The organism is Methylocystis sp. Se48, from assembly GCF_056269425.1.
In genome coordinates, this window is record NZ_CM149850.1 from 1,117,812 (window position 1) to 1,137,365 (window position 19,554).

The 19,554-nt window shown below is 66.8% G+C and carries 15 protein-coding genes and 1 pseudogene; 10 read left to right on the forward strand and 6 right to left on the reverse strand.

The features are described 5' to 3' along the window. Together ACV959_RS05470 and ACV959_RS05475 are read left to right on the forward strand one after the other, a co-directional pair. Nucleotides 1-3,117: an efflux RND transporter permease subunit gene (locus ACV959_RS05470; protein WP_475738905.1), complete on the forward strand. Its 3,117-nt coding sequence runs from the start codon at nt 1-3 to the stop codon at nt 3,115-3,117. Beyond that, nucleotides 3,114-4,418 (forward strand): TolC family protein, encoded by a 1,305-nt coding sequence (locus tag ACV959_RS05475; protein ID WP_475738906.1) that lies wholly within the window; start codon nt 3,114-3,116, stop codon nt 4,416-4,418. Before ACV959_RS05470 ends, ACV959_RS05475 begins: the two co-directional genes overlap by 4 nt. 1 nt (nt 4,419) lies before the next feature. Here the strand turns inward: ACV959_RS05475 and ACV959_RS05480 are convergent, their stop codons facing one another. Beyond that, complete coding sequence (locus ACV959_RS05480; RefSeq protein WP_475738907.1) at nt 4,420-5,295, reverse strand: alpha/beta fold hydrolase; 876 nt, start codon at nt 5,293-5,295, stop codon at nt 4,420-4,422. Nucleotides 5,296-5,459: 164 nt separating this feature from the next. On the opposite strand from ACV959_RS05480, the gene ACV959_RS05485 reads away from it, so the two are divergent. The 3 genes from ACV959_RS05485 to lexA all read left to right on the forward strand — a co-directional run bounded on the left by ACV959_RS05485 (nt 5,460) and on the right by lexA (nt 8,691). Beyond that, on the forward strand, nt 5,460-6,425 hold the full coding sequence (locus tag ACV959_RS05485; protein WP_475738908.1) for an acetyl-CoA carboxylase carboxyltransferase subunit alpha: 966 nt from the start codon (nt 5,460-5,462) through the stop codon (nt 6,423-6,425). 203 nt (nt 6,426-6,628) lie between these two features. After that, nucleotides 6,629-7,801, forward strand: a complete 1,173-nt coding sequence (locus ACV959_RS05490; protein WP_475738909.1) for a L,D-transpeptidase family protein — start codon at nt 6,629-6,631, stop codon at nt 7,799-7,801. Nucleotides 7,802-7,977: 176 nt separating this feature from the next. Continuing rightward, on the forward strand, nt 7,978-8,691 hold the full coding sequence (gene lexA, locus ACV959_RS05495) for a transcriptional repressor LexA (protein WP_475738910.1): 714 nt from the start codon (nt 7,978-7,980) through the stop codon (nt 8,689-8,691). Between the two features lie 139 nt (nt 8,692-8,830). On the opposite strand, the gene ACV959_RS05500 is transcribed toward lexA, so the two are convergent. Together ACV959_RS05500 and ACV959_RS05505 are read right to left on the reverse strand one after the other, a co-directional pair. Then, on the reverse strand, nt 8,831-11,092 hold the full coding sequence (locus tag ACV959_RS05500) for a ComEC/Rec2 family competence protein (protein WP_475738911.1): 2,262 nt from the start codon (nt 11,090-11,092) through the stop codon (nt 8,831-8,833). 83 nt (nt 11,093-11,175) lie between these two features. Continuing rightward, nucleotides 11,176-11,382 carry a hypothetical protein gene (locus tag ACV959_RS05505; RefSeq protein WP_475738912.1) on the reverse strand — a complete coding sequence of 69 codons (207 nt, stop codon included), beginning with the start codon at nt 11,380-11,382 and terminating at the stop codon, nt 11,176-11,178. 142 nt (nt 11,383-11,524) lie between these two features. On the opposite strand from ACV959_RS05505, the gene ACV959_RS05510 reads away from it, so the two are divergent. Next, nucleotides 11,525-12,598 (forward strand): DUF2336 domain-containing protein, encoded by a 1,074-nt coding sequence (locus ACV959_RS05510; protein ID WP_475738913.1) that lies wholly within the window; start codon nt 11,525-11,527, stop codon nt 12,596-12,598. Nucleotides 12,599-12,611: 13 nt separating this feature from the next. On the opposite strand, the gene ACV959_RS05515 is transcribed toward ACV959_RS05510, so the two are convergent. The 3 genes from ACV959_RS05515 to ACV959_RS05525 form a co-directional block, all read right to left on the reverse strand. Continuing rightward, complete coding sequence (locus ACV959_RS05515) at nt 12,612-12,953, reverse strand: DUF1491 family protein (protein ID WP_475738914.1); 342 nt, start codon at nt 12,951-12,953, stop codon at nt 12,612-12,614. 59 nt (nt 12,954-13,012) lie between these two features. Further along, nucleotides 13,013-13,699 (reverse strand): peptidoglycan-binding protein, encoded by a 687-nt coding sequence (locus ACV959_RS05520; RefSeq protein WP_475738915.1) that lies wholly within the window; start codon nt 13,697-13,699, stop codon nt 13,013-13,015. Nucleotides 13,700-13,811: 112 nt separating this feature from the next. After that, on the reverse strand, nt 13,812-15,677 hold the full coding sequence (locus tag ACV959_RS05525) for a sensor histidine kinase (protein ID WP_475738916.1): 1,866 nt from the start codon (nt 15,675-15,677) through the stop codon (nt 13,812-13,814). Nucleotides 15,678-15,897: 220 nt separating this feature from the next. Between ACV959_RS05525 and ACV959_RS05530 the strand changes: the two genes are divergently transcribed. The 4 genes and pseudogenes from ACV959_RS05530 to tnpA all read left to right on the forward strand — a co-directional run. Continuing rightward, nucleotides 15,898-16,173, forward strand: coding sequence for a hypothetical protein (locus tag ACV959_RS05530; protein WP_475738917.1), 276 nt, complete (start codon nt 15,898-15,900; stop codon nt 16,171-16,173). Nucleotides 16,174-16,347: 174 nt separating this feature from the next. Continuing rightward, on the forward strand, nt 16,348-17,010 hold the full coding sequence (locus ACV959_RS05535) for a hypothetical protein (protein ID WP_475738918.1): 663 nt from the start codon (nt 16,348-16,350) through the stop codon (nt 17,008-17,010). A gap of 103 nt (nt 17,011-17,113) precedes the next feature. Beyond that, complete coding sequence (gene lepA / locus ACV959_RS05540) at nt 17,114-18,922, forward strand: translation elongation factor 4 (RefSeq protein WP_475738919.1); 1,809 nt, start codon at nt 17,114-17,116, stop codon at nt 18,920-18,922. Between the two features lie 229 nt (nt 18,923-19,151). Further along, a pseudogene (gene tnpA / locus ACV959_RS05545) lies at nt 19,152-19,460 on the forward strand (IS200/IS605 family transposase); the annotation flags it as partial. Nucleotides 19,461-19,554: the final 94 nt, after the last annotated feature.

Genomic DNA, 19,554 nt, shown 5'->3' on the forward strand with positions numbered 1-19,554 from the left:
ATGCTTGAACGCCTGATCCATTTTTCGCTCCGTCAGCGGCTCCTCACCCTCCTCGGCGCGCTTTTCATCGCCGGCTGGGGCGCGGTCAGCTATATGAAGCTGCCGATCGACGCCTTTCCGGACGTCGCGCCGGCGCAGGTTCTCGTTGCCATGCGCGCGCCGGGCCTCACTCCCGAGGAACTGGAGGCGCGGGTCACGGCCCCGATCGAAATCGCCGCGAAGGGCATCCCCTCGCTCGTGCGCATGCGATCGACGACGCGCTATTCCGTCGCGCTCCTCACCTTCGAATTCGCTGAAGGGACGGACATTTACTGGGCGCGCGCCCAGGTCAACGAACGCCTGTCGCAAGTGCAGGACCAGTTGCCCGCAGGCGTGTCCGGCGGCCTCGCGCCGATCGTCACGCCGCTCGGCGAAATGCTGATGTTCACCATCGTCGGCGGGGATTTGACGCCGACGGAGCAGCGAAGCCTTCTGGACTGGACCATCCGGCCCGCGATCCGCGGCCTGCCGGGCGTCGCCGACCTCAATGTCCTCGGCGGCTTCGTGCGGACCTTCGAGGTCGCCCCATCGCCCGCCGCCATGGCGTCGCGCGGCGTCACGGTCGAGATGCTCGAGTCGGCGCTGAAGGACAACAATCGCAACGACGGCGCCGGCCGCGTGCGCGACGGCGAGGAGGCGCTGCTCGTGCGCGCGGAGGGCCGCTTGCGCTCGCTGGACGACATCCGGTCCGTCGTCATCGATTCGCGCAAGACCGGCATCGTGCGCGTCGGCGACGTGGCCGAGGTGCGCTTCGGCTCGCTGCCGCGCAACGGCGTCGTCAATCGCAACGGCGATGCGGAGGCCGTGTGGGGCCTGGTGCTCGGTCTGCGCGGCGCCGACGCGCGCACGGTGGTCTCCGGCGTGAAGGAGCGGTTCGCGGAACTCGCGCCCATGCTGCCGAAGGGCGCCAGGATCGAGATTTTCTACGACCGCAGCGAGCTGATCGGCAAGGCCGTCTGGACTGTGCAGAAGGTGCTGATCGAAGCCATCGTGCTCGTCGTCATCCTGCTGGCGCTGTTCCTTGGCGATCTGCGCGCGGCGCTGGTCGTTTCAGTCATTTTGCCGCTCGCCGCGCTCGCGACTTTCGGCATCATGAAATGGTGGGGGCTCTCGGCGAACATCATGTCGCTCGGCGGCCTCGCCATCGCCATCGGCCTCCTCGTCGACTGCGCCGTCGTGGTCGTCGAGAACGTCGAGCACCGCATGGCGCATGCCCGAGACGCGAGCCTCGCCGATCGCCTCTACATGACGCTCGAGGCGACGAGCGAGGTGGCGACGCCGCTCGCCTCGGGTGTGGTCATCATCGTCACCGTGTTTCTGCCCCTCCTCTCGCTCGAGGGGCTGGAAGGGCGTCTCTTCGCGCCCGTCGCGCTAACCATCGCCTTCGCGCTCGGCTCCGCGCTCGTCCTGTCTTTGACGGTGGTGCCGTCGCTGAGCGCCACACTGCTTCAGCCCGGCCATGCCGACGAGCCGTGGCTCGTGCGCAAAATCGCCGCGGTTTACGAGCCTTTGCTGGAGCGCGCGCTGGCGCGTCCGCTCATCGTCGCGGGATTTGCGGGCGTGGGGCTCGTCGTCGCCGGTCTAGCCTATACGGGCATCGGCCAGACCTTCATGCCGGTCATGAACGAGGGAACGCCCGTCATCACCATTCGCAAACATCCGACGATCAGCGTCGCCGTCGCCGCCGAGACCGACCGGCGCATCCAGCGCGAGATCATGGCGAAGGTGCCGGAGGTGAAAGGCATGATGGCCCGCGCCGGCGCCGACGAACTCGGCATTGATCCCGTCGGCCTCAATGAGACTGACAATTTCCTCACCCTCGCGCCGGAGAAGGAATGGCGCGGGCGTGGGATCGACTGGCTGATGGGCGAAATCCGAAAGGTGCTGGACGAGATTCCCGGCATCTCCTACGCCTTCTCGCAACCGATCGACATGCGCGTGCAGGAAATGATCATCGGCGCCCGCGGCGACGTGGTCGTCAAGATTTTCGGCGACGACATCAACGAGCTCAATCGCCTCACGCGCGAGGTGGCGGGCGTGCTGAAAAAAATTCCCGGCTCGCGCGACGTCTTCGGTCTGCAAAACGACGGCATGCGCTATCTCATCGCGCGCGTCGACCGCCTAGCGGCGGGCCGCTTCGGCCTCAACGCCGGCGAAATTCAGGATGCGCTGCGGGTCTGGGTCGACGGCCAGCAGGTGGGCATCGTGCTCGAGGGACCGATCCGCACGCCGCTCGTTATCCGCGGCTCAGAGACCTCGCGCCGTTCCTCGGTCGATTTCGCCAGGCTGCCCATGGTGTCGAACGACGGCAAGGTCGTAGAATTGTCGCAGCTTGCCGACGTTCACGCCGAGAACGGGCCAATTCAGGTCATCCGCGAGGAGGGCCGCCGCTTCGCGACGGTGCTCGCCAATGTCCAGGGACGAGACCTCGTCGGTTTCGTGGACGAAGCGAAATCCGCCGTGGCGCGCAATGTGAAGACGCCGAAAGGCTACGCTTACCAATGGGGCGGGCAGTTTGAGAACCAGCAGCGCGCCTCGGCGCGTCTCGCCATCGTCGTGCCCATCGCGCTCGCGCTCATCTTTCTGCTGCTCTATTTCACCTTTAATTCCGCGCTGCAGGCGACGCTCGTCTTCTGCAACGTGCCTTTTGCGGCGATCGGCGGCATTCTCGGTCTCTGGCTTTCGGGAGAGTTCATCTCGGTGCCAGCGTCCGTCGGCTTCATCGCGCTCATCGGCATCGCCGTGCTCAACGGCGTAGTGCTCATTTCCTACATCAACAAGCTGGTTTCGGAAGGAACCCGCACGACGCGCGAAGCGGTGGTCGAGGGTGCGCGCCGCCGCATGCGGCCTGTGGCCCTGACGGCGACCATCGCGGCCTTCGGCCTCATTCCTTTCCTTTTCGCAACGGGGCCCGGCGCGGAGATTCAGCGTCCGCTCGCGATCGTGGTGATCGGCGGCCTCATCTCGGCGACGACTCTCACCCTCGTGCTGCTGCCGATTCTTTACGATCGCGCCACGACCTGGCGGCTGCGCGGCAAGCGCGGCCGGCTCGGCGCGCGTCAGGGCGTCGTCCCGTGAGCCCGCGCGCTTCCGTCCTCCTCGGCCTCGCCGCCCTGGTCGCCGCTTCCGCCGCGGCCGCCGGGCCCAAGCCGCGCGGCGCGGTGACGGTGAAGGAGGGCGCGACCGTCGAAAAGCGCGGGAAGAAGCCCCTCGGCCATCAGCTCGCCCGGCATCTCGACATGGCCGTCGCCATCGACGCGCAATCCAAGGCGCTGGAGGCGCAGTTCGGCGCCGTTTCGGCGCGCTACGCGACAACGCGCTCGATCTCGCCGGGCTCGCCCTACGTCGGCGGAGCCCAGCGCAACGCCGTCGCCGGCAATTTGCGCAATTACAACGAAACGGAAGTCGAGGCCGGCCTGCCGCTGTGGCTCCCCGGCCAGCGCGACGCGATGGAGGCGACCGTCTCTTCCGGCGTGATCGAGATCGAGGAAAAGATCGCCCTACGGCGCCTCGACGTCGCAGGTCTCATCCGCGACGCCTGGTGGGCCGCGCAGCGCGCCGCGCGCGAAGTCGTCGTCGCACGCAATCGCGTCGCGACGGCGCGCGAGATCGGCCAGGACATGACGCGGCGCGTCCAACTCGGCGACGCGGCGGAGGCGGACGCGCTGCTCGCCAAAAACGAATTGCTGGCGGCGGAGACGGAGCTCGCCCAGGCGGAGGGCGCCGAAAAGGTCGCGCGGGTGAATTATCAGGCGCTCACTGGCGGCGCCCCGCCGGACGGGACGCTGGAGACCGCGAAGCCGGCGGGCGACATCGAGGAGCATCCCGCCCTGCGGACGCCGCTCGCGGCGCTGCGCCGCGCCGAGACGCAGTTGCAGCTCGTCGAAGCGACGCCGATCGACAGTCCCGAAGTCGGCGTGTTCGGGCGGCAGGAGCACAACAGGCAATATTCGACCGATCCGTCGCAGCAGATTACCGATCAATTGACCAATGCGACGACGGTCGGCGTGCGCATTCGCATTCCCCTGCCGACGGACGGACGCCAGGAACCGCGCCGGGCGGAGGCGATCGCGGAAATGACGCGCGCCCGCGCCGAATATGAAAAGGCGAAACGGGTGGTTCTGGCCGAGATCAAGGCCGCGCGCGCCAATCTCGCCGCCGCGCAAAAGGCGTCAGGTCTCGCCGAAAAGCGGCTCTCGGTCGCCAATGAGCAATTCGATCTCTCGCGCAAATCCTTTGCGCTCGGCGAAATCAGCGCTTTCGATCTTTATCGCGTGCGCCAGCTGCAACTGGAGGCGCAACGCGCGCAGGCGGCGGCCGCCGTGAGCGTAGGTCAGGCGATTTCCCGGCTCAATCAGGCGCAGGGCTATGCGCCCTAGCTCACGGCTGGGCGTCAAGAAAGGACGCGATCCGCCCGATCGTCGGCGCGTCGAGCAGTAGCGGCGCATGGCCTTGTCCCGGAACGGTGAACCGCTCAAGCCGCGGCGCCCGGCGGGCCATTTCGTCGAGCGTTTCGACGGAGAGAATGTCCGACGTCTCGCCCCGGATCGCCAGAATGGGAACGGCCGAGAGCGCCGCGAAGGGCTCCCAGAACTCGTCCAGTTCCGACTCCGGCGTGACCGCGTCGAGCGTATGCGTCAGCTCTGGATCGTAGCGCAGCTCCACCTTCCCGCCCTTCTCGACGAAGGTCTGGCGCGCGTAGACCTCCCACTCCTCCGGGCTTACGCCGACGAATTGCGGGGCCGCCGTCATGCGCATCAACGCAATGGCGTCGCTCATCCGCGCGAGGGGCGGCATTTTGCCGACATAGCGCTTGATGCGCAGCAGCCCGTCGCGCTCGATCCTTGGTCCGATGTCGTTGAGGACGGCGGCGCGCGCGAGGCCGGGCCGCGCCTTTGCGATCCGCATCGTGTGCAGCCCGCCGCGCGACGTGCCGAGGAAGACCGCTTCCGCGACGCCCGCGTCGGCGAGGACAGCGAAAATGTCATCCTGCTCGACGTCGAGATCGTATCGGCGCCAGTCCTTGTCCCACTCCGAGCGCCCGCGCCCGCGATAGTCGACCGCCAGAACGCGGCGGCCCGCCTGCCGCGCCGCCTCCGCCACGCGCCAGAAATCGTCCGCCGAGCGAGCGAGCCCGGGCAGACACACGAGCGGCAGACGCGCCGCGGCGGGGCAGGGGTAGTCGAGATAATGCAGGCGGAGACCGTCGCGTGCGGCGACGAAACGGCTCTCTGGCGGCGGCAGGGTCGAGCTCAAGGGCGGATCCTCCTTCTGTCTCCCCTGATTGCGACATTCGGCCCGCGAAATCCAGCGGCGGCGGCGCATCGGCTTCCTTGACTTCCCGTCTTGATGCAGCGAGTTTGCGCGCGCCCGAGAGGCTCCGGGCGCCGTTCGTTCTGGCCCAGGAAACATTGTCGCCCATGCGCTCCTATCTCGACTTCGAAAAGCCCGTCGCCGAACTCGAAACCAAGGTCGAGGAGCTGCGCGCGCTGGCCGAAAAGGGCGAGGGCGTCTCCATCGCGGAGGAGCTGACGAAGCTCGAGGCCAAGGCCGCCAAGGCGCTCGCCGACCTCTACGCCGCCCTCACGCCCTGGCAGAAGATTCAGGTCGCGCGCCATCCGCAGCGACCGCATTTCTCGGATTATGTGAAGCAGCTTATCGCCGAATTCACGCCGCTGGCCGGCGACCGCCTCTTCGGCGAGGACTCCGCGATCGTCGGTGGCTTCGGGCGCTTCAAGGGCGAGCCTGTCTGCGTCATCGGGCAGGAGAAGGGCTCGGACACGGCGAGCCGCCTGCATCACAATTTCGGCATGGCGCGGCCCGAGGGCTATCGCAAGGCCGTGCGCCTCATGGAGCTCGCCGACCGGTTCGGCCTCCCGGTGATTTCACTGGTCGACACGGCCGGCGCCTTTCCCGGCATCGACGCCGAGGAACGCGGCCAGGCGGAGGCCATCGCGCGTTCGACGGACGCCTCGCTCTCGCTCGGCGTGCCGAATGTCGCCGTGGTGGTGGGGGAAGGGGGCTCCGGCGGGGCCATCGCCATCGCCGCCGCCAACAAGGTGCTGATGCTGGAGCACGCGGTCTATACGGTCGCCTCGCCAGAAGCGTCGGCCTCCATCTTGTGGCGCGACGCGGCCAAGGCGCAGGACGCGGCGACGAGCATGAAGATCACAGCGCAGGATCTGCTGAAATTCGGCATCATCGACGTGATCGTCACAGAGCCGGCCGGCGGCGCCCACAGAGATCCGCAGGCGGCCATCGCCTCGGTCGGGGACGCGATCGCAACGGAGCTGTCGCGCCTGACGAATCTTTCCCGCGAGCAGCTGCGCCACGCCCGCGCCGAGAAGTTCCTCGCCATGGGCCGCAAGATTGAGGAAAAGCGTTAACTCAATTGGCGAAAATGCGCTGCATTTGTCGCATCCGATGGCGCCACGGACACTTTCTCGTCCCAATTCGAGCCTCTAGTGCTTTGTGGCGGAGAGGGGTCTTTCCACCGCCCGATTAGGAATGCGTTACGTTATTGCGCGCAATATGACGCGCAGTTGCGTAAAAATGCGCGGGCGCTGGGGCGCAGAGGGGAGCTGTGCGCATGAAGTTTCGGGTCTTGAAGCCGGCCGCGGCCGTCGTCGTTTTCGGCGGTCTTGCGCTATCCGCCTGTCAGGACAGCGGCCTCTCCCAACGCGCGCTCGCGCCCATTCCTCCGGAAACGGTCGCGTTGATGGAAAAGATCGGCACGACCAAGGAGGCGCCGGTGCTGATCCGCGCCTACAAGAAGGAGGCGGAGCTCGAAATCTGGAAGATGCGGCCGGACGGGCGCTACGCCTATCTCAAGACCTTCCCCATGTGCCGCTGGTCGGGCCAGCTCGGCCCCAAAACGCGGGAAGGCGACCGTCAGGTGCCGGAGGGCTTCTATACGATCACGCCGGCCCAGATGAACCCGAATTCGGCCTATTATCTGTCGTTCAACGTCGGCTATCCGAACCAGCTCGACAAGGCGCTCGGCCATACGGGCGGCACGATCATGGTCCACGGGGCCTGCTCGTCGGCGGGCTGCTTCTCCATGACCGACGCGCAGATTTCCGAGATTTACGCCATCGCCCGCTCGGCCTTCAATGGCGGCCAACGCGCGATTCAGATGCAATCCTATCCGTTCAAGATGACGGCGGAAAATCTGGCCAAACATCGTCTGGATCCTAATATCGGCTTCTGGAAAAACTTGAAGGAAGGCAACGACCATTTCGAGGTGACGAAGCAGGAGCCAGCGGTGGCGTACTGCGGCCGGCGCTACGTGTTCAACGCTGCGCCCGCGGGCCATATGGATCCGCTTTCGGCCTGTCCGCCGCTCAAGCACGATCCGGAGCTCATCGCGAGCGTGTCGGCCAAAGCCGCGAAGGACGACGAGAAGATCGCCGAATTGGCGTCGAGCGTGAAGCCCGTCCGGCTCGTTTATCAGGACGGCGGCATGCATCCGAGCTTCCTCGCCCGCATCGCCGAAACCAGCCGCCCCGAGGCGCTGCAGCCGCCAATGGAGATCGCGCTCGAGGAGAAGCCGATCCGCCCCGCTGGCAAGGCCACGCAGCTTGCCGCCAAGTCGCCGATCGTGACGATGGCGGCCGCCAAGGCCGCCGCGCAGTCGCGCGAGGCTGAGACATCGACGGTCGCGCAGTCGCTGGCGCCGGACGATCGCCGCGAAATGTCGGCGCTTGCGCCCGACGACAGCCCCACGGCGTCGATCCGCCGCGCGCTCCGCGCGAGCAAGTAGCCGCGCGCGGGCTCCTGCCGAATCCAGGCCGCGCCCCGCAAGAGCGCGGCCTCTTCGCGTAAGCGGCCGTTAACCGCGCCGCGACGATGGGGCTTGCGGAACGCACCGCGAACGTCTATAAATCGTTCATGATTTGTTTGTAGCAGCGAGTCGTGCGGCGCGGGCAGGAACGTGGCATGTTGACCAAAAAGCAGAGCGATCTGCTGCGATTCATTCACGAGCGGCTGAAAGAGTCCGGCGTTCCGCCGTCTTTCGACGAGATGAAGGACGCTCTGGACCTGAGGTCCAAGTCCGGCATTCATCGCCTCATCCTCGCGCTCGAGGAGCGGGGCTTCATTCGCCGCCTTCCCAACCGCGCGCGCGCGCTCGAAGTGCTGCGTCTTCCCGAATCCGCGACGCCGCGGGGCGGAGGGGGCGCGCGCGGCGGCAAATTCGCGCCCGCCGTCATTCAGGGCAATCTCGGCCGCGTCCGGCCGCTGCACGAGCGCGGCGAGGAGGAGAGCAGCCCGCTCGTCGCCATACCCGTCATGGGCCGAATCGCCGCCGGCACGCCCATTTCCGCGATTCAGAGCCGTAGCCATACGATTGCGCTGCCGCCCGACATGCTGTCGGCCGGCGAACATTTCGCGCTCGAGGTGCGCGGCGACTCCATGATCGAGGCCGGCATTCTCGACGGCGATACCGTCGTCATCAAGAAGCAGGACTACGCCGACACGGGCGACATCGTCGTCGCCCTCATCGAGGACGAGGAAGCGACGCTGAAGCGGCTGCGCAAGCGCGGGGCCTCCATCGCCCTCGAAGCGGCGAATCCGGCGTACGAGACCCGCATCTTCGGTCCCGACAAGGTGCGCATTCAGGGTAAACTCGTCAGCCTGCTGCGGAAATATTGACGCCGCGCCGGACGCGGCCAATCCGGCTCCGCATCGCCCGCGCAACGGCGCCCCGCGAGAGCGCTCAGCTCTCTCCGAGGACGTCCGCGAAGCTCCACGTGGGCTTTCCTTTCAGCGGTCTTAGCCAGGCGAGAGCGCTTCACTCCAGCGGCTCCGACAGCTCGGCCGCCTCGTCTTCTTCCTCGTCGGGAAGGGCGGGGCGGCTCGCGGCCGGGGCCGGGCGCGGCGACCAGGGACGATCCTCGTCGACGCCGCGCGCGGCGGTCCAGCGGACGCCGCCGTCTTTCAGGAAACGGAGCGAGACGGAACCCGTTTCCGCGAGCCTGCGCCGGTCGATGACGATTGGGGCGCCGCATCCTTGTGGCGCAGCGAGCGGCGTCACGATGATCGCGGCCCGCGCGCAGTCTTCGGCAAAAGCCGCCGGCGCGGCAACGAGCGAAACGAACCTGCCGTCGAAGGCGCGTCCGACGCAGCCGTAATCGTCGCAGACGACGCCGCTTCGCGCATCCGCCGCGGCGCGGCCGTCCGCGTCGGCCCGCAGCCATTGCTCCGAGGCGAATGCGCCCGGCTTTTTGCCGAGCAGGGCGAGTTCGCCGGAGGGCAGGCGCAAGGCCGCAGCTTCTCCGGTCAGGAGGACGGCAAGGTCGAATCCCGGGCCGTTCGTCGCGCCGAGCAGGCCAAGAAGCGCGAAGGGGATTGCAGTCGCGCGCCAGGCCCATGTCCGCCATAAAACGGCGCAGAGCACCGCCAGCGAGAGGAAGACGATCGCCCAGGGCGCAAAGGCCTTCACATGCAGGCTGGCTCCCGGCGCGCTGGCGATGAGCGTCGCGAGCCAGGTCACGAGGCTGATGCCCATTTCGAGATAGCGCCACACGAAGCCGTCGAGGCCGAAAGGATAGAGCGCGGCGCCGACGAGCGCGCAGGGAATGGCGAAAAACTCGATGATTGCGAGCGTCAGCGGATTGCCGATCAGCACATAGGGGCTCAGTTCATGGAAATCATTCGCCATGAAGGAGGCGGTGGCCGAGGTCGCGCAGAGCGTCGCCACGATCGTCGCGCCCGGCCCGTTCAGGAGACGCTCGACAAGCTCCTCCCTGATTTCGGCGAGGCGGCCCCGCAGACCCGTCCTCGAACCGCCCGCGCGCCGCCGCGCAAGATAATCGCCGCGCAGTTCATAGACGGCGATGAGCGCGGCCACCGCGGCGAAGGAGAGTTGGAAGCTCGCGCCGAGGAGCGCCTCGGGCTCGACGGCGATGATGAAGAAGGCCGCGAGCGCGAGATTGCGCATGGAGAGCGAGGGCCGGTCGAACAGCACGGCCGCGAGCATGATGAGCGTCATCGCCAGCGCGCGCTCCGTGCCCACACGCGACCCCGTGCCGATGTCGTAGAGAACGGCCCCGACGATGGCGAGCGCCGCCGCCCATTTCTTGATCGGATAGTCGAGCGCGAGCGTTTGCGACATCGCCAGGAGCCGCCGCAGGCCAAAGAAGAAAATGCCGGCGACGAGCGTCATCTGCATGCCCGAGATGGTCACGATGTGAAAAATCCCGGCGCGGCGAATCAAATCCTTCGCGTTCTCGGAGAGGAAATCGCGCTTGCCGGTCACCATGGCGGCGGCGATGGCTCCGGCGTCGCCGCCGATCGTTTTGTAGACGCGTCGCGCCAGAGCGTTTCGCATTCGGTCCACGGCGGCGAAAAAACGAAGGGAGAAGGGCGCAGGGTCGGGCGGCGGCATGACCTCGATCCGCCCGAGCGCGGTCCCGACGCCGCCCAGCCGGGCGAAATAGGCGTCGCGTGCGAAATCATAGCCGCCGGGCAGCGCCGCGCGGGCGGGCGGCAGGAGACGGGCCTTCAACGCGATGAAATCGCCCGCCGAGAATTGCGGTTCGCTCCGCGTTGTCAGCCGCACCCGCGCGGGAACGACGTCGGCCGGCAGACCTTCCGCGCTCGCGACGCGCAGAATGAACCGCGCGCCCGCCGGCCGCAGGTCGATCTCCTCGACGAAGCCGGTCAGCTCGCCGACGCCTGGGCGGGGAACGATGGGCGCGGCGACCCGCGCCGCGCGCCAGGCCCCAGAGGCGAATCCGGCGGCGACGAAGGCGAGGGTCAGAAACAGCGCATGGGCCCGCGCATGACGGCGCCAGAACACGGCGAGCGACGCAGCGGCGGCGAGCGCGCCGACGCACAGCGCGAGCGGCGGTTCGCGCTCTGCGGAGAAATAGAGGACGACGCCGGCGCCGGCGGCGACCGCGAGCCACAGGAAGGGCCGCCGAAGCTCGGCTTCCTGCGCATAGGCCGCCTGCAGGGCCCCGGCGATTTTTTGCGCGGGCGGCGCGAGCCAGAGGGCCAGGCCGCCGCCTCGGCCCGCGTCGCGTTCCGCGGCGCGCGTCGCGTCTGTCACCGCAAACTCCCGGCTCGGTGGAGTCGCGCGAGATTAGTGCGATTTTCGATCTGAGGCTACGGTCCCGCTTCAGGCCGGCCGGATCATGCGCGGGCGCGGCTCTTGCGTTTCTTGCCGCCTCGGGGGCCCTGCCCGCGATCGGGCGAGCGCGCGTCGAAGGTTTCCGGCGGCTCGTCCGCGCGCATGTAGCGGACGCCAAGGAAGAACAGGATTTGCGCGTCGCCCGTCGGCGGCTCGCCGTCGCGGCGCGAGGATTTCTCGCGCGTCCGGAAGGCCACGACCTCCCCCATCTCGTCCTCCCCGCGTCGGGCGCGGCCAAAAGTTAAGCGACCTTTTCCTGATTAGGGGTCCGGGAGGGTTAATGTTCCGTCAACGACCCTTTGCTATTTTGAAAGTGCAAGTCGCGTAAAGAGTTTGAGTGAGTGCTCGTCAATGGACTCCGACAAGAGCAGCCGCCGAATCGTCGACGCCTCGCTTCTTCGCGCCATCGTCGACCAGTTCGTCAGACGTCCGACGCATCCGATCGGCGACATCCGGCAATTCGAGCAATTGGCGCTCGGGCTGATCGACATCGTCGATTCGGCTTCCGTCGCGCAGGTCGCGCGTCCGCTCTGCTTCCACGCCGAGACGCCGCCGTCGATCTTCGCCCGCCTGCTCGGGAAAGGCGGGCCCTGCGCCGAGCTTGCGCTCGAATACGCGCCCGCCCTGCCTCGCGCCGAGTTGCAGAAGGCCGCGCTGCAGGGCGCGGCGCCGCTGGCTTGCGCCGTCGCGCGTCGGGCCGACATCGACAGGGATCTGACGATCGCCCTGGCGCATCGCGGGGAACGTGAAGTCCTGCGCGCACTCGCGGGCAACGCCTCGCTCCATTTCGACCCCGCCGCCCGGCGAGTGCTGACGATGGCGGCGCGCGACGACGCGACGTTGGCCCGCATGCTGCTCGACCGCGACGACGTCGACCTCGATCCGGAGCCGCTGTTCCTCGCGGCGACGCGGCTGGAGCGCGCCGGCATAATTCTGAACGCCTGCCGCCGGGCGCTCACGGCCGGAACCCTCGGTTCTCGCCCTGCGCCTCCGGATTTCGTCGCGCGTTTCGAAACGGCGGCTGTCGCGCGCGACCGCGAAGCGATGGCCGATCTCATGGCGAGCGCGCTGGAGTGCCGCAAGGAGCGTCTGCGCGCGATTTTCGCCGACGCTGGCGGCGAGGCGCTGGCTCTGGCGCTTGCAGCGCTGGGCTATGACGCCGACGCCGCGACCCGCGTCTTTCTTTGCGCAAATCCGGCGATCTCGCACGATACGGATCGCGTGCGCGCGCTCGTCGCGCTGGTCCGCTCGACGCCGCAGCGGGCCGCGGCGCAGGTTGTCGTCGCCTTCGCGGGCGCTACGCCGCGGCCCGAGAAGGAGCCGGCGCGCGCCGGAGCCTTGGGCGTAGACAGCTACGCAGCGCGCGGGTGGCGCCGCGTCGTGGCGGCTCCTCCCACCGGCGACTCCACGCGAAAGACGGTATGAGGCGGGGAAGGGTTCAGGCGGCCAGGTCGACGAAGACTCGGCCCTGCCTATCCTCGATCTCGACGATCCACAGATCGGGATCGAACATGATTTCTCGCTTGAGCCTAGCTTCGGCCTCGACCGGATCGAGCCATTCCCCGGCGTGCGCCCGGGCGAAAAGCCTGTCGACGCCCTCGGGCGGCTCCTCGCTCTGCGGCGCGGGGCCATAAACCGCGGCGCGGCCGTCGAGCATGTCGAGCTTGATGAACAGGGCGCCGGCTTCCGCCGCGCCCCGCCGCCGCAACACGGCGACGGCGCCCTGAGTTTCCGCCCGGCGGATGAGGGCGGTCGCGAAAATATCTGAACGGAGACGCATTCAAGACATTTAGGATGAATGCGCCCGCCGTCCAAGACTCTCCTGCTTCCGGGTCGCTCTCACTCCTGCGCGAGACCCGACCGCGCCGCCAGCAGCTTCAGGAGTTTCGGGTTGATCTGGCCCTTCACAGGCAGGCCGTTGTCGCGCTCGAAGTTCTGGATCACCTGACGGGCGCTGGGGTCGAGCTTGCCGTTGGCGTTCACGACATAGCCGAGCCGCTGAAGCGCCCGCTGGGCGAAATAAACGTCCTTGTTGGCCGTCTCGGCCGGAGCCGGGTGCGTCTTGCCGCCGCCGATCAACTGGCCGATCGGATCGCGCGCCGCAACATCGCGCTTTTTCTCCGCCTTGGCGGCTACAGCCTTCGTCGGCCGGGCGGCGGGCGCTTCCGATTTCAGGATTTCCGCCTTGAGCGCCGCCGCATCGGGCTTCGCTTCCGGCTTAACGCCGTTCTTTTGCGCCGCGCGCGGCGCAGGCGCGGGATTCACTGGCTCGGACGCGGCGGGGGTTGCGTCCAGCCGCGCTGCGTCGAGCTGGGTGGGGCGCACGGGCGGCGTCGGCGCTGCGGCCGTCTCGGTCCTCTCGGGCTCCGCCGCCGGCAGGGTCGCGCGGGCGGAAAAGAGCGGCGCCGGATGGCGGCCGTCTTGGAAGAAGAGGGCGTTCATCGGCACGCCGACGAAGGCGAGGCCGCCAATGCCCAAAAGAACCAGCGCGCCCATGCGCTGAAGCCCGAAGACCCGGGCGAGCACGGAGCGCTTTTTTTTCGGCGCGCGGGCGGGGGCGGGGGAAGCCGCGCCGCGGCGCTTTGGCGCGGCGCATTCATCCTGGAAGTCCTGAAACTTCGAAGCGCTGAGCGAGGCGTCACGCAATTTTCTTCACCGTTTCCTTTTCGTGGCCGAAGTCGTCGCCCGGGACGGCCCCGTGGCGCGGGATGGTTTCGATTTTCGCGCAGACGCTTCCCGTCGCCGGAACGCGGCAATCGAGCGGGAGACGCACGGTTACGGACGTGCCCTTCTTCGGCGCGCTCTCCACCGTGATCGTCCCGCCGTGCAGGCCGACGAGTCCGCGTACGACCGAAAGGCCGAGGCCGGTGCCTTCATATTCCCGATCATGCGAGGCGCTCGCCTGGAAGAAGGGGTCGCCGAGACGGACGAGATCCTGAGCCGCAATGCCGATGCCCGTGTCGGATACGGTGATCGCCAGGCGGTTGCCATCGGGTTCGAGGCGCACGCGCACCCGTCCGCCCGCAGGCGTGAATTTCACCGCGTTGGACAGAAGATTCAGGAGAATTTGCTTGCAGGCGCGCTTGTCCGCGACGAGCTCCTCGACGTCGCGGCGATAATCGCGCAGAAGCGTCACGCCGCCCTGGTCGGCCTTGATCTGGACCATGTCGCAGCTCTGGTCGACGAGCGCGGGCAGAGAGAAGGGCTCCGGGAAAATCTGCATGGAGCCGGCGTCGATTTTCGACATGTCGAGGATCGTGTTGACGACTTCGAGCAGATGGTGGCCCGAATTGCTGATGATCCCCGCGTATTCGCGCTGTTTGGCGGGATCGGTCGGCGCGAGATCGGGGTTCGCCAGCATTTCCGAAAAGCCGATGATGGCGTTGAGCGGCGTGCGCAGCTCATGGCTGACATTGGCGAGGAAACGCGTCTTGCTCGCGGTCGCGCGTTCGCTCTCGGCGCGGGCCGCCGCTATGGCCTCCTCGGCGCGCTTCTCGGCGGTCACGTCGCGAAGGATGCAGACGACCGGCAATAGGGCTTCCGCGGCCGTCGGATCGTCGCCCAGTTCGTCAGAGACCGCTTGCGCGAGGCACATGCGCGCGTCGAAATAATTGAAGACCGGCTCGACATATTTGCCTGACGCCGACGGCGCGAGGCTAACCTGCACGCGCAGCACGGTCGTGAGCGGCGCGCGCTTCTCGAAGGCGTCCGAGACGAGTTTGAGGAACGCCGGACGGTCCGCGATGTGGACGCGCTGGAAAAAGCCGCGTCCCGCGAGATCGCGCTGGTCGAGTCCGTAGGCCTTGTGCGTGTCGCCGACGACCGATGCGACGGCTCCGGTGCGGTCGAGGTGAAGAACGATGTCGCCGATCGCTTCGGTGAGGAGGCGCAGGTCGCGCGCATTGGCGGCGTCGGAGCGCATGCGGGCGCGCTCCGCGCGGATCGCGCAAATCGCGACGACGCCGACATAAAGCAGCAGCGGGGCCGTGAGAATCGCTAGACTGGCCGAGCGTTCCAGAACCGCGAAATCCGGGGCGCGAACATCGGGGCCGGCGGTCAGCGCGAGAAGATCGATCGTCGCCGCCTGAATGACGAAGATCATCACGATCTCCGGCGTCAGCGCCGCCTCGACGAGCGCGATCGCGAGCAGGGCGATCGAGATGGTCTCATAGCCTTCCGTGAGTCCGTGAACGGCCAGCGCCATCGCGAGCCATCCGAAGATCGACACGCTCTGGGCGAGGCGCAGATTGCCCGTGCGCGCGAGAATGGCGACCGAGATCAGCGGAATTTGCGCAAGGAGGAAAAGCAGGCTTTGATACGCCGTCGGCGACCCGTAAAGAAAAAGCCAGATCGGCGCGCCGAGAAGCACGCAGGCGGCGACCACGAGACGCGGCAAAATGAAAAAGCGATGGCGCGCCGCGTCGAGAGGGCGCGCCGCAGCGCTTTCATGGATCAGAGCATCGATCCAAGGCGCCGGCCGGTCGAATGATGCAAAGTTACGCAAATCACACGCTCCTGATTGCAGGAATCGTGTCAGACCTATCTTAAGTGTCTGCTAAACGCGCGGCGCCGTGCGCGATTTTCGGTCCGCGCCGGGGCGCTGATGGTTTGCGTTTCCTTTTCGCGACGCGCGGAATTCGGCGCATTGGAATTTACGAACGCGCAACTTCGACGCGCGAAAACCGCCGGATGCGGGCGCCGCCGCGCCCGGCCGGAGTCGCGCCGTGGGTTTCCTGCTGAAATGCTTCCTCTGCATCGCGGCCGTTCTCATTGCGCTGCAATGGCGGGGAGGCGAGTCCGGCGCGCCGTCGGCGCCGCCGAGAACGCGCGCCGCCGCCCCGCAGCCGCCCCGTCGCCCGCAAATCGAGGAGGCCGCCCGCGGCCTTGCGGCAAGCGGCGCGGAGGCGCTCATGTCGGCGGCGCGCGACCGCTGCCTGTCCGCGCCACGCGAATGCTCCGCCGCGCTGCAAAAATTGCAGGGCGCGACTTGGGGCCGCTAGCCGCAGTCCCGGGGCCAAGTCGTTCCAGAACCGGACATTTTTGCCTAAATGGAAAATTAACTCTAAACATGCAAAGGGTTGGTCAGCGTTTCCGAGGCCGAACCGCTACCCACGCCCATCCCCCAAAGCGCCCCTTGCGCGCTTCGCACCGATCCCAGCTTGAAGGAGACGGTCATGTCCGACGAAACCGTTCCGCCGCAGCCTGAAGACGCGTTTGGCCGCGCGGAAATCGAGAGCCTGCAGGAGCAGTTGAAGGCCGCCAAGGCCGAGCGCGACCGCCAGATTTTCGAGAAGACGGAGATCGTCGCCAAGGCCAACGCCTGCGCCAAGGAGCGCGACGATCTGAAAGAGCAACTCGCCTCGGTTCTTTCCGAGCGCGACAAGATGATTGGCGACGTCGTGGCCGATCACGACAAGATTGTCGCCGACATTTCCTCCCAGCGCGACGCCCTCGCCAAGGAGAAGGCCGCCGTGGAGGCCTCCCTGCAGGACGCGACGCGCCGGGCGGAGGAGGCGGAGCGCCGCGCCGCGGAGGCCGCAGCCGAAATTCAGCGCCTGCGCGGCGTCATCGCCGCCGGCCCCTCGAGCGATCCGCTCGAGCTGCTACTGGCGGTCCTGGCCGAAAAGACCAAGGCCGCCGTCGCCTGGCTCCGCGCCAGGATCCCGGCCGACAGCCCGCTTCTGCCGTGGTTCGACAAGACAGTCGACGCCGTGACCAGAATCGGCTGCATGGCCGTCAAGCTGACGAAGGAGTTCATCGTCTGGGCGACGCCGCGCGTGCTCGAACTCTCCAAGCGGACGGTGGCCAAGGTCGAGGAGATGCTGGCCAAGAAATAGGCGTCTTCCGCCCCTTGCGGGCCGGCCGGACCTTACCGTTTGCGGGCGCGGTTGGTTAACCGCGCCCTTTCTTTTGGAGCCGGGCGCTGCTATCCGAGGCGCCATGAGCGCCCCCCACAAATTCGACAACATCCGCAATTTCTCGATCGTCGCCCATATCGACCACGGCAAGTCGACTCTGGCCGACCGGCTGATCCAGGAGACCGGCGCGCTCGCCGCGCGCGAGATGGTCGAGCAGGTGCTCGATTCGATGGACATCGAACGCGAGCGCGGCATCACCATCAAGGCCCAGACCGTGCGCCTGCACTACCGGGCGAAGGACGGAAAAGACTATATCCTCAACCTGATGGACACGCCCGGCCACGTCGACTTCGCCTATGAGGTCTCGCGGTCGCTGAAGGCCTGCGAGGGCTCGCTGCTCGTGGTCGACGCCTCTCAGGGCGTGGAGGCGCAGACGCTCGCCAATGTCTATCAGGCGATCGACGCGGGACACGAGATCGTGCCCGTGCTCAACAAGATCGACCTGCCGGCCGCCGAGCCCGACCGCATCAAGGAGCAGATCGAGGAGGTCATCGGCCTCGACGCCTCCGACGCCGTGCTCATCTCGGCCAAGACCGGCATCGGCATCCCGGACGTGCTGGAGGCGATCGTCACCCGCCTGCCGCCGCCCAGGGGCGACGAAAAGGCCCCGCTCAAGGCGCTGCTGGTCGATAGCTGGTACGACGCCTATCTCGGCGTGGTCGTCCTGGTGCGCATTTTCGACGGCACGCTGAAGAAGGGCCAGAAAATCCAGATGATGGGCACAGGCGCCCATTACGAGGTGGACAAGATCGGCGTCTTCCGGCCCAAGATGCAGGACGTCGCTGAGCTCGGCCCCGGCGAGGTGGGGTTCATCACCGCGCAGATCAAGCAGGTGGCCGACACCCGCGTCGGCGACACCATCACCGACGACAAGAAGCCCTGCGACGAGGCGTTGCCGGGCTTCAAGCCGGCGCAGCCGGTCGTGTTCTGCGGCCTTTTCCCGGTCGACGCCGCCGATTTCGAGGATTTGCGCGCTGCGATCGGCAAGTTGCGGCTGAACGACGCGAGCTTTTCCTATGAGATGGAGACCTCGGCGGCGCTCGGCTTCGGCTTCCGCTGCGGCTTCCTCGGCCTGCTGCACCTTGAAATCATTCAGGAGCGCCTCCAACGCGAGTTCAATCTCGACCTCATCGCGACGGCGCCCTCGGTCGTCTACAAAATCCTGCTGACCAATGGCGAGGAGATCGAGCTGCACAATCCGGCCGACATGCCGGATGTCGTGAAGATCGAGGAGATCAAGGAGCCGTGGATCCGCGCCACGATCCTTACGCCCGACGATTATCTCGGCTCGGTGCTGAAGCTCTGTCAGGACCGGCGCGGCGTACAGGTCGACCTCAATTACGTCGGCAAGCGCGCCATGGCGATCTATGACCTGCCGCTCAACGAAGTCGTCTTCGACTTCTACGACCGTTTGAAGTCGATCTCGAAGGGCTATGCGAGCTTCGACTATCAGCTCACCGACTATCGCGCTGGCGATCTCGTCAAGATGAGCATTCTCGTCAATGGCGAGCCGGTGGACGCGCTCTCCATGCTCGTACACCGCACGCGCGCGGAGGGGCGCGGCCGGCAGATGTGCGAGAAGCTCAAGGAGCTCATTCCCCCGCACATGTTCCAGGTGCCGATCCAGGCCGCCATCGGCGGCAAGATCATCGCCCGCGAAACCGTGCGCGCCTTCCGCAAGGACGTGACCGCCAAATGCTACGGCGGCGACGCCACCCGCAAGCGCAAGCTTTTGGAGAAGCAGAAGGAAGGCAAGAAGAGGATGCGCCAGTTCGGGCGGGTCGAGATCCCGCAGGAGGCGTTCATCGCGGCGCTGAAGATGGAGGATTGAGGGTAGCTGTGCGCTCTCACCGCCGGCAAGACGGCGGTGCCGCAGGTATCCACAGCGCGCGTGACCGAGTTGGCTTTGTTGACTAGCCTCCTCATAAAAATGGCATAGCTAAACCGTAAGGGAGATCCCCGGCTTAGCCGGGGTGGCAGTGGAAGTTTGACGTTTTCAGCAGTCCACCGTCGACATTTCCAGTCGTGAGCCGCCAAGCACACGATAGGGAAATCCGACGATGGACGAGTATGAGAGCTTAAGTCACACGCGATGGGACTGCAAATACCACGTTGTGTTCATACCCAAATGTCGCAGGAAAGCGCTGTATGGCGAACTTCGGCGTCACCTCGGGGAAGTGTTCAAGAAACTGGCCGCGCAGAAGGAGAGCCGGATCGAGGAGGGGCATTTGATGCCCGACCATGTTCACATGATGATCTCGATCCCTCCGAAATTCGCGGTGTCCCAGGTGGTGGGATACATCAAGGGCAAGAGCGCGATCCATATGGCGCGGGTTTATGCGGAACGTCGGCGCAATTTCGTGGGTCGTTTCCCCGGTGATGGTGTAGCTGGATGGGAGCAAGCGGCCCGCGACGCGCGCTTTTCATAGCGCCGTAGCGAGCGGGCGGCTTGCGGTGGTCATT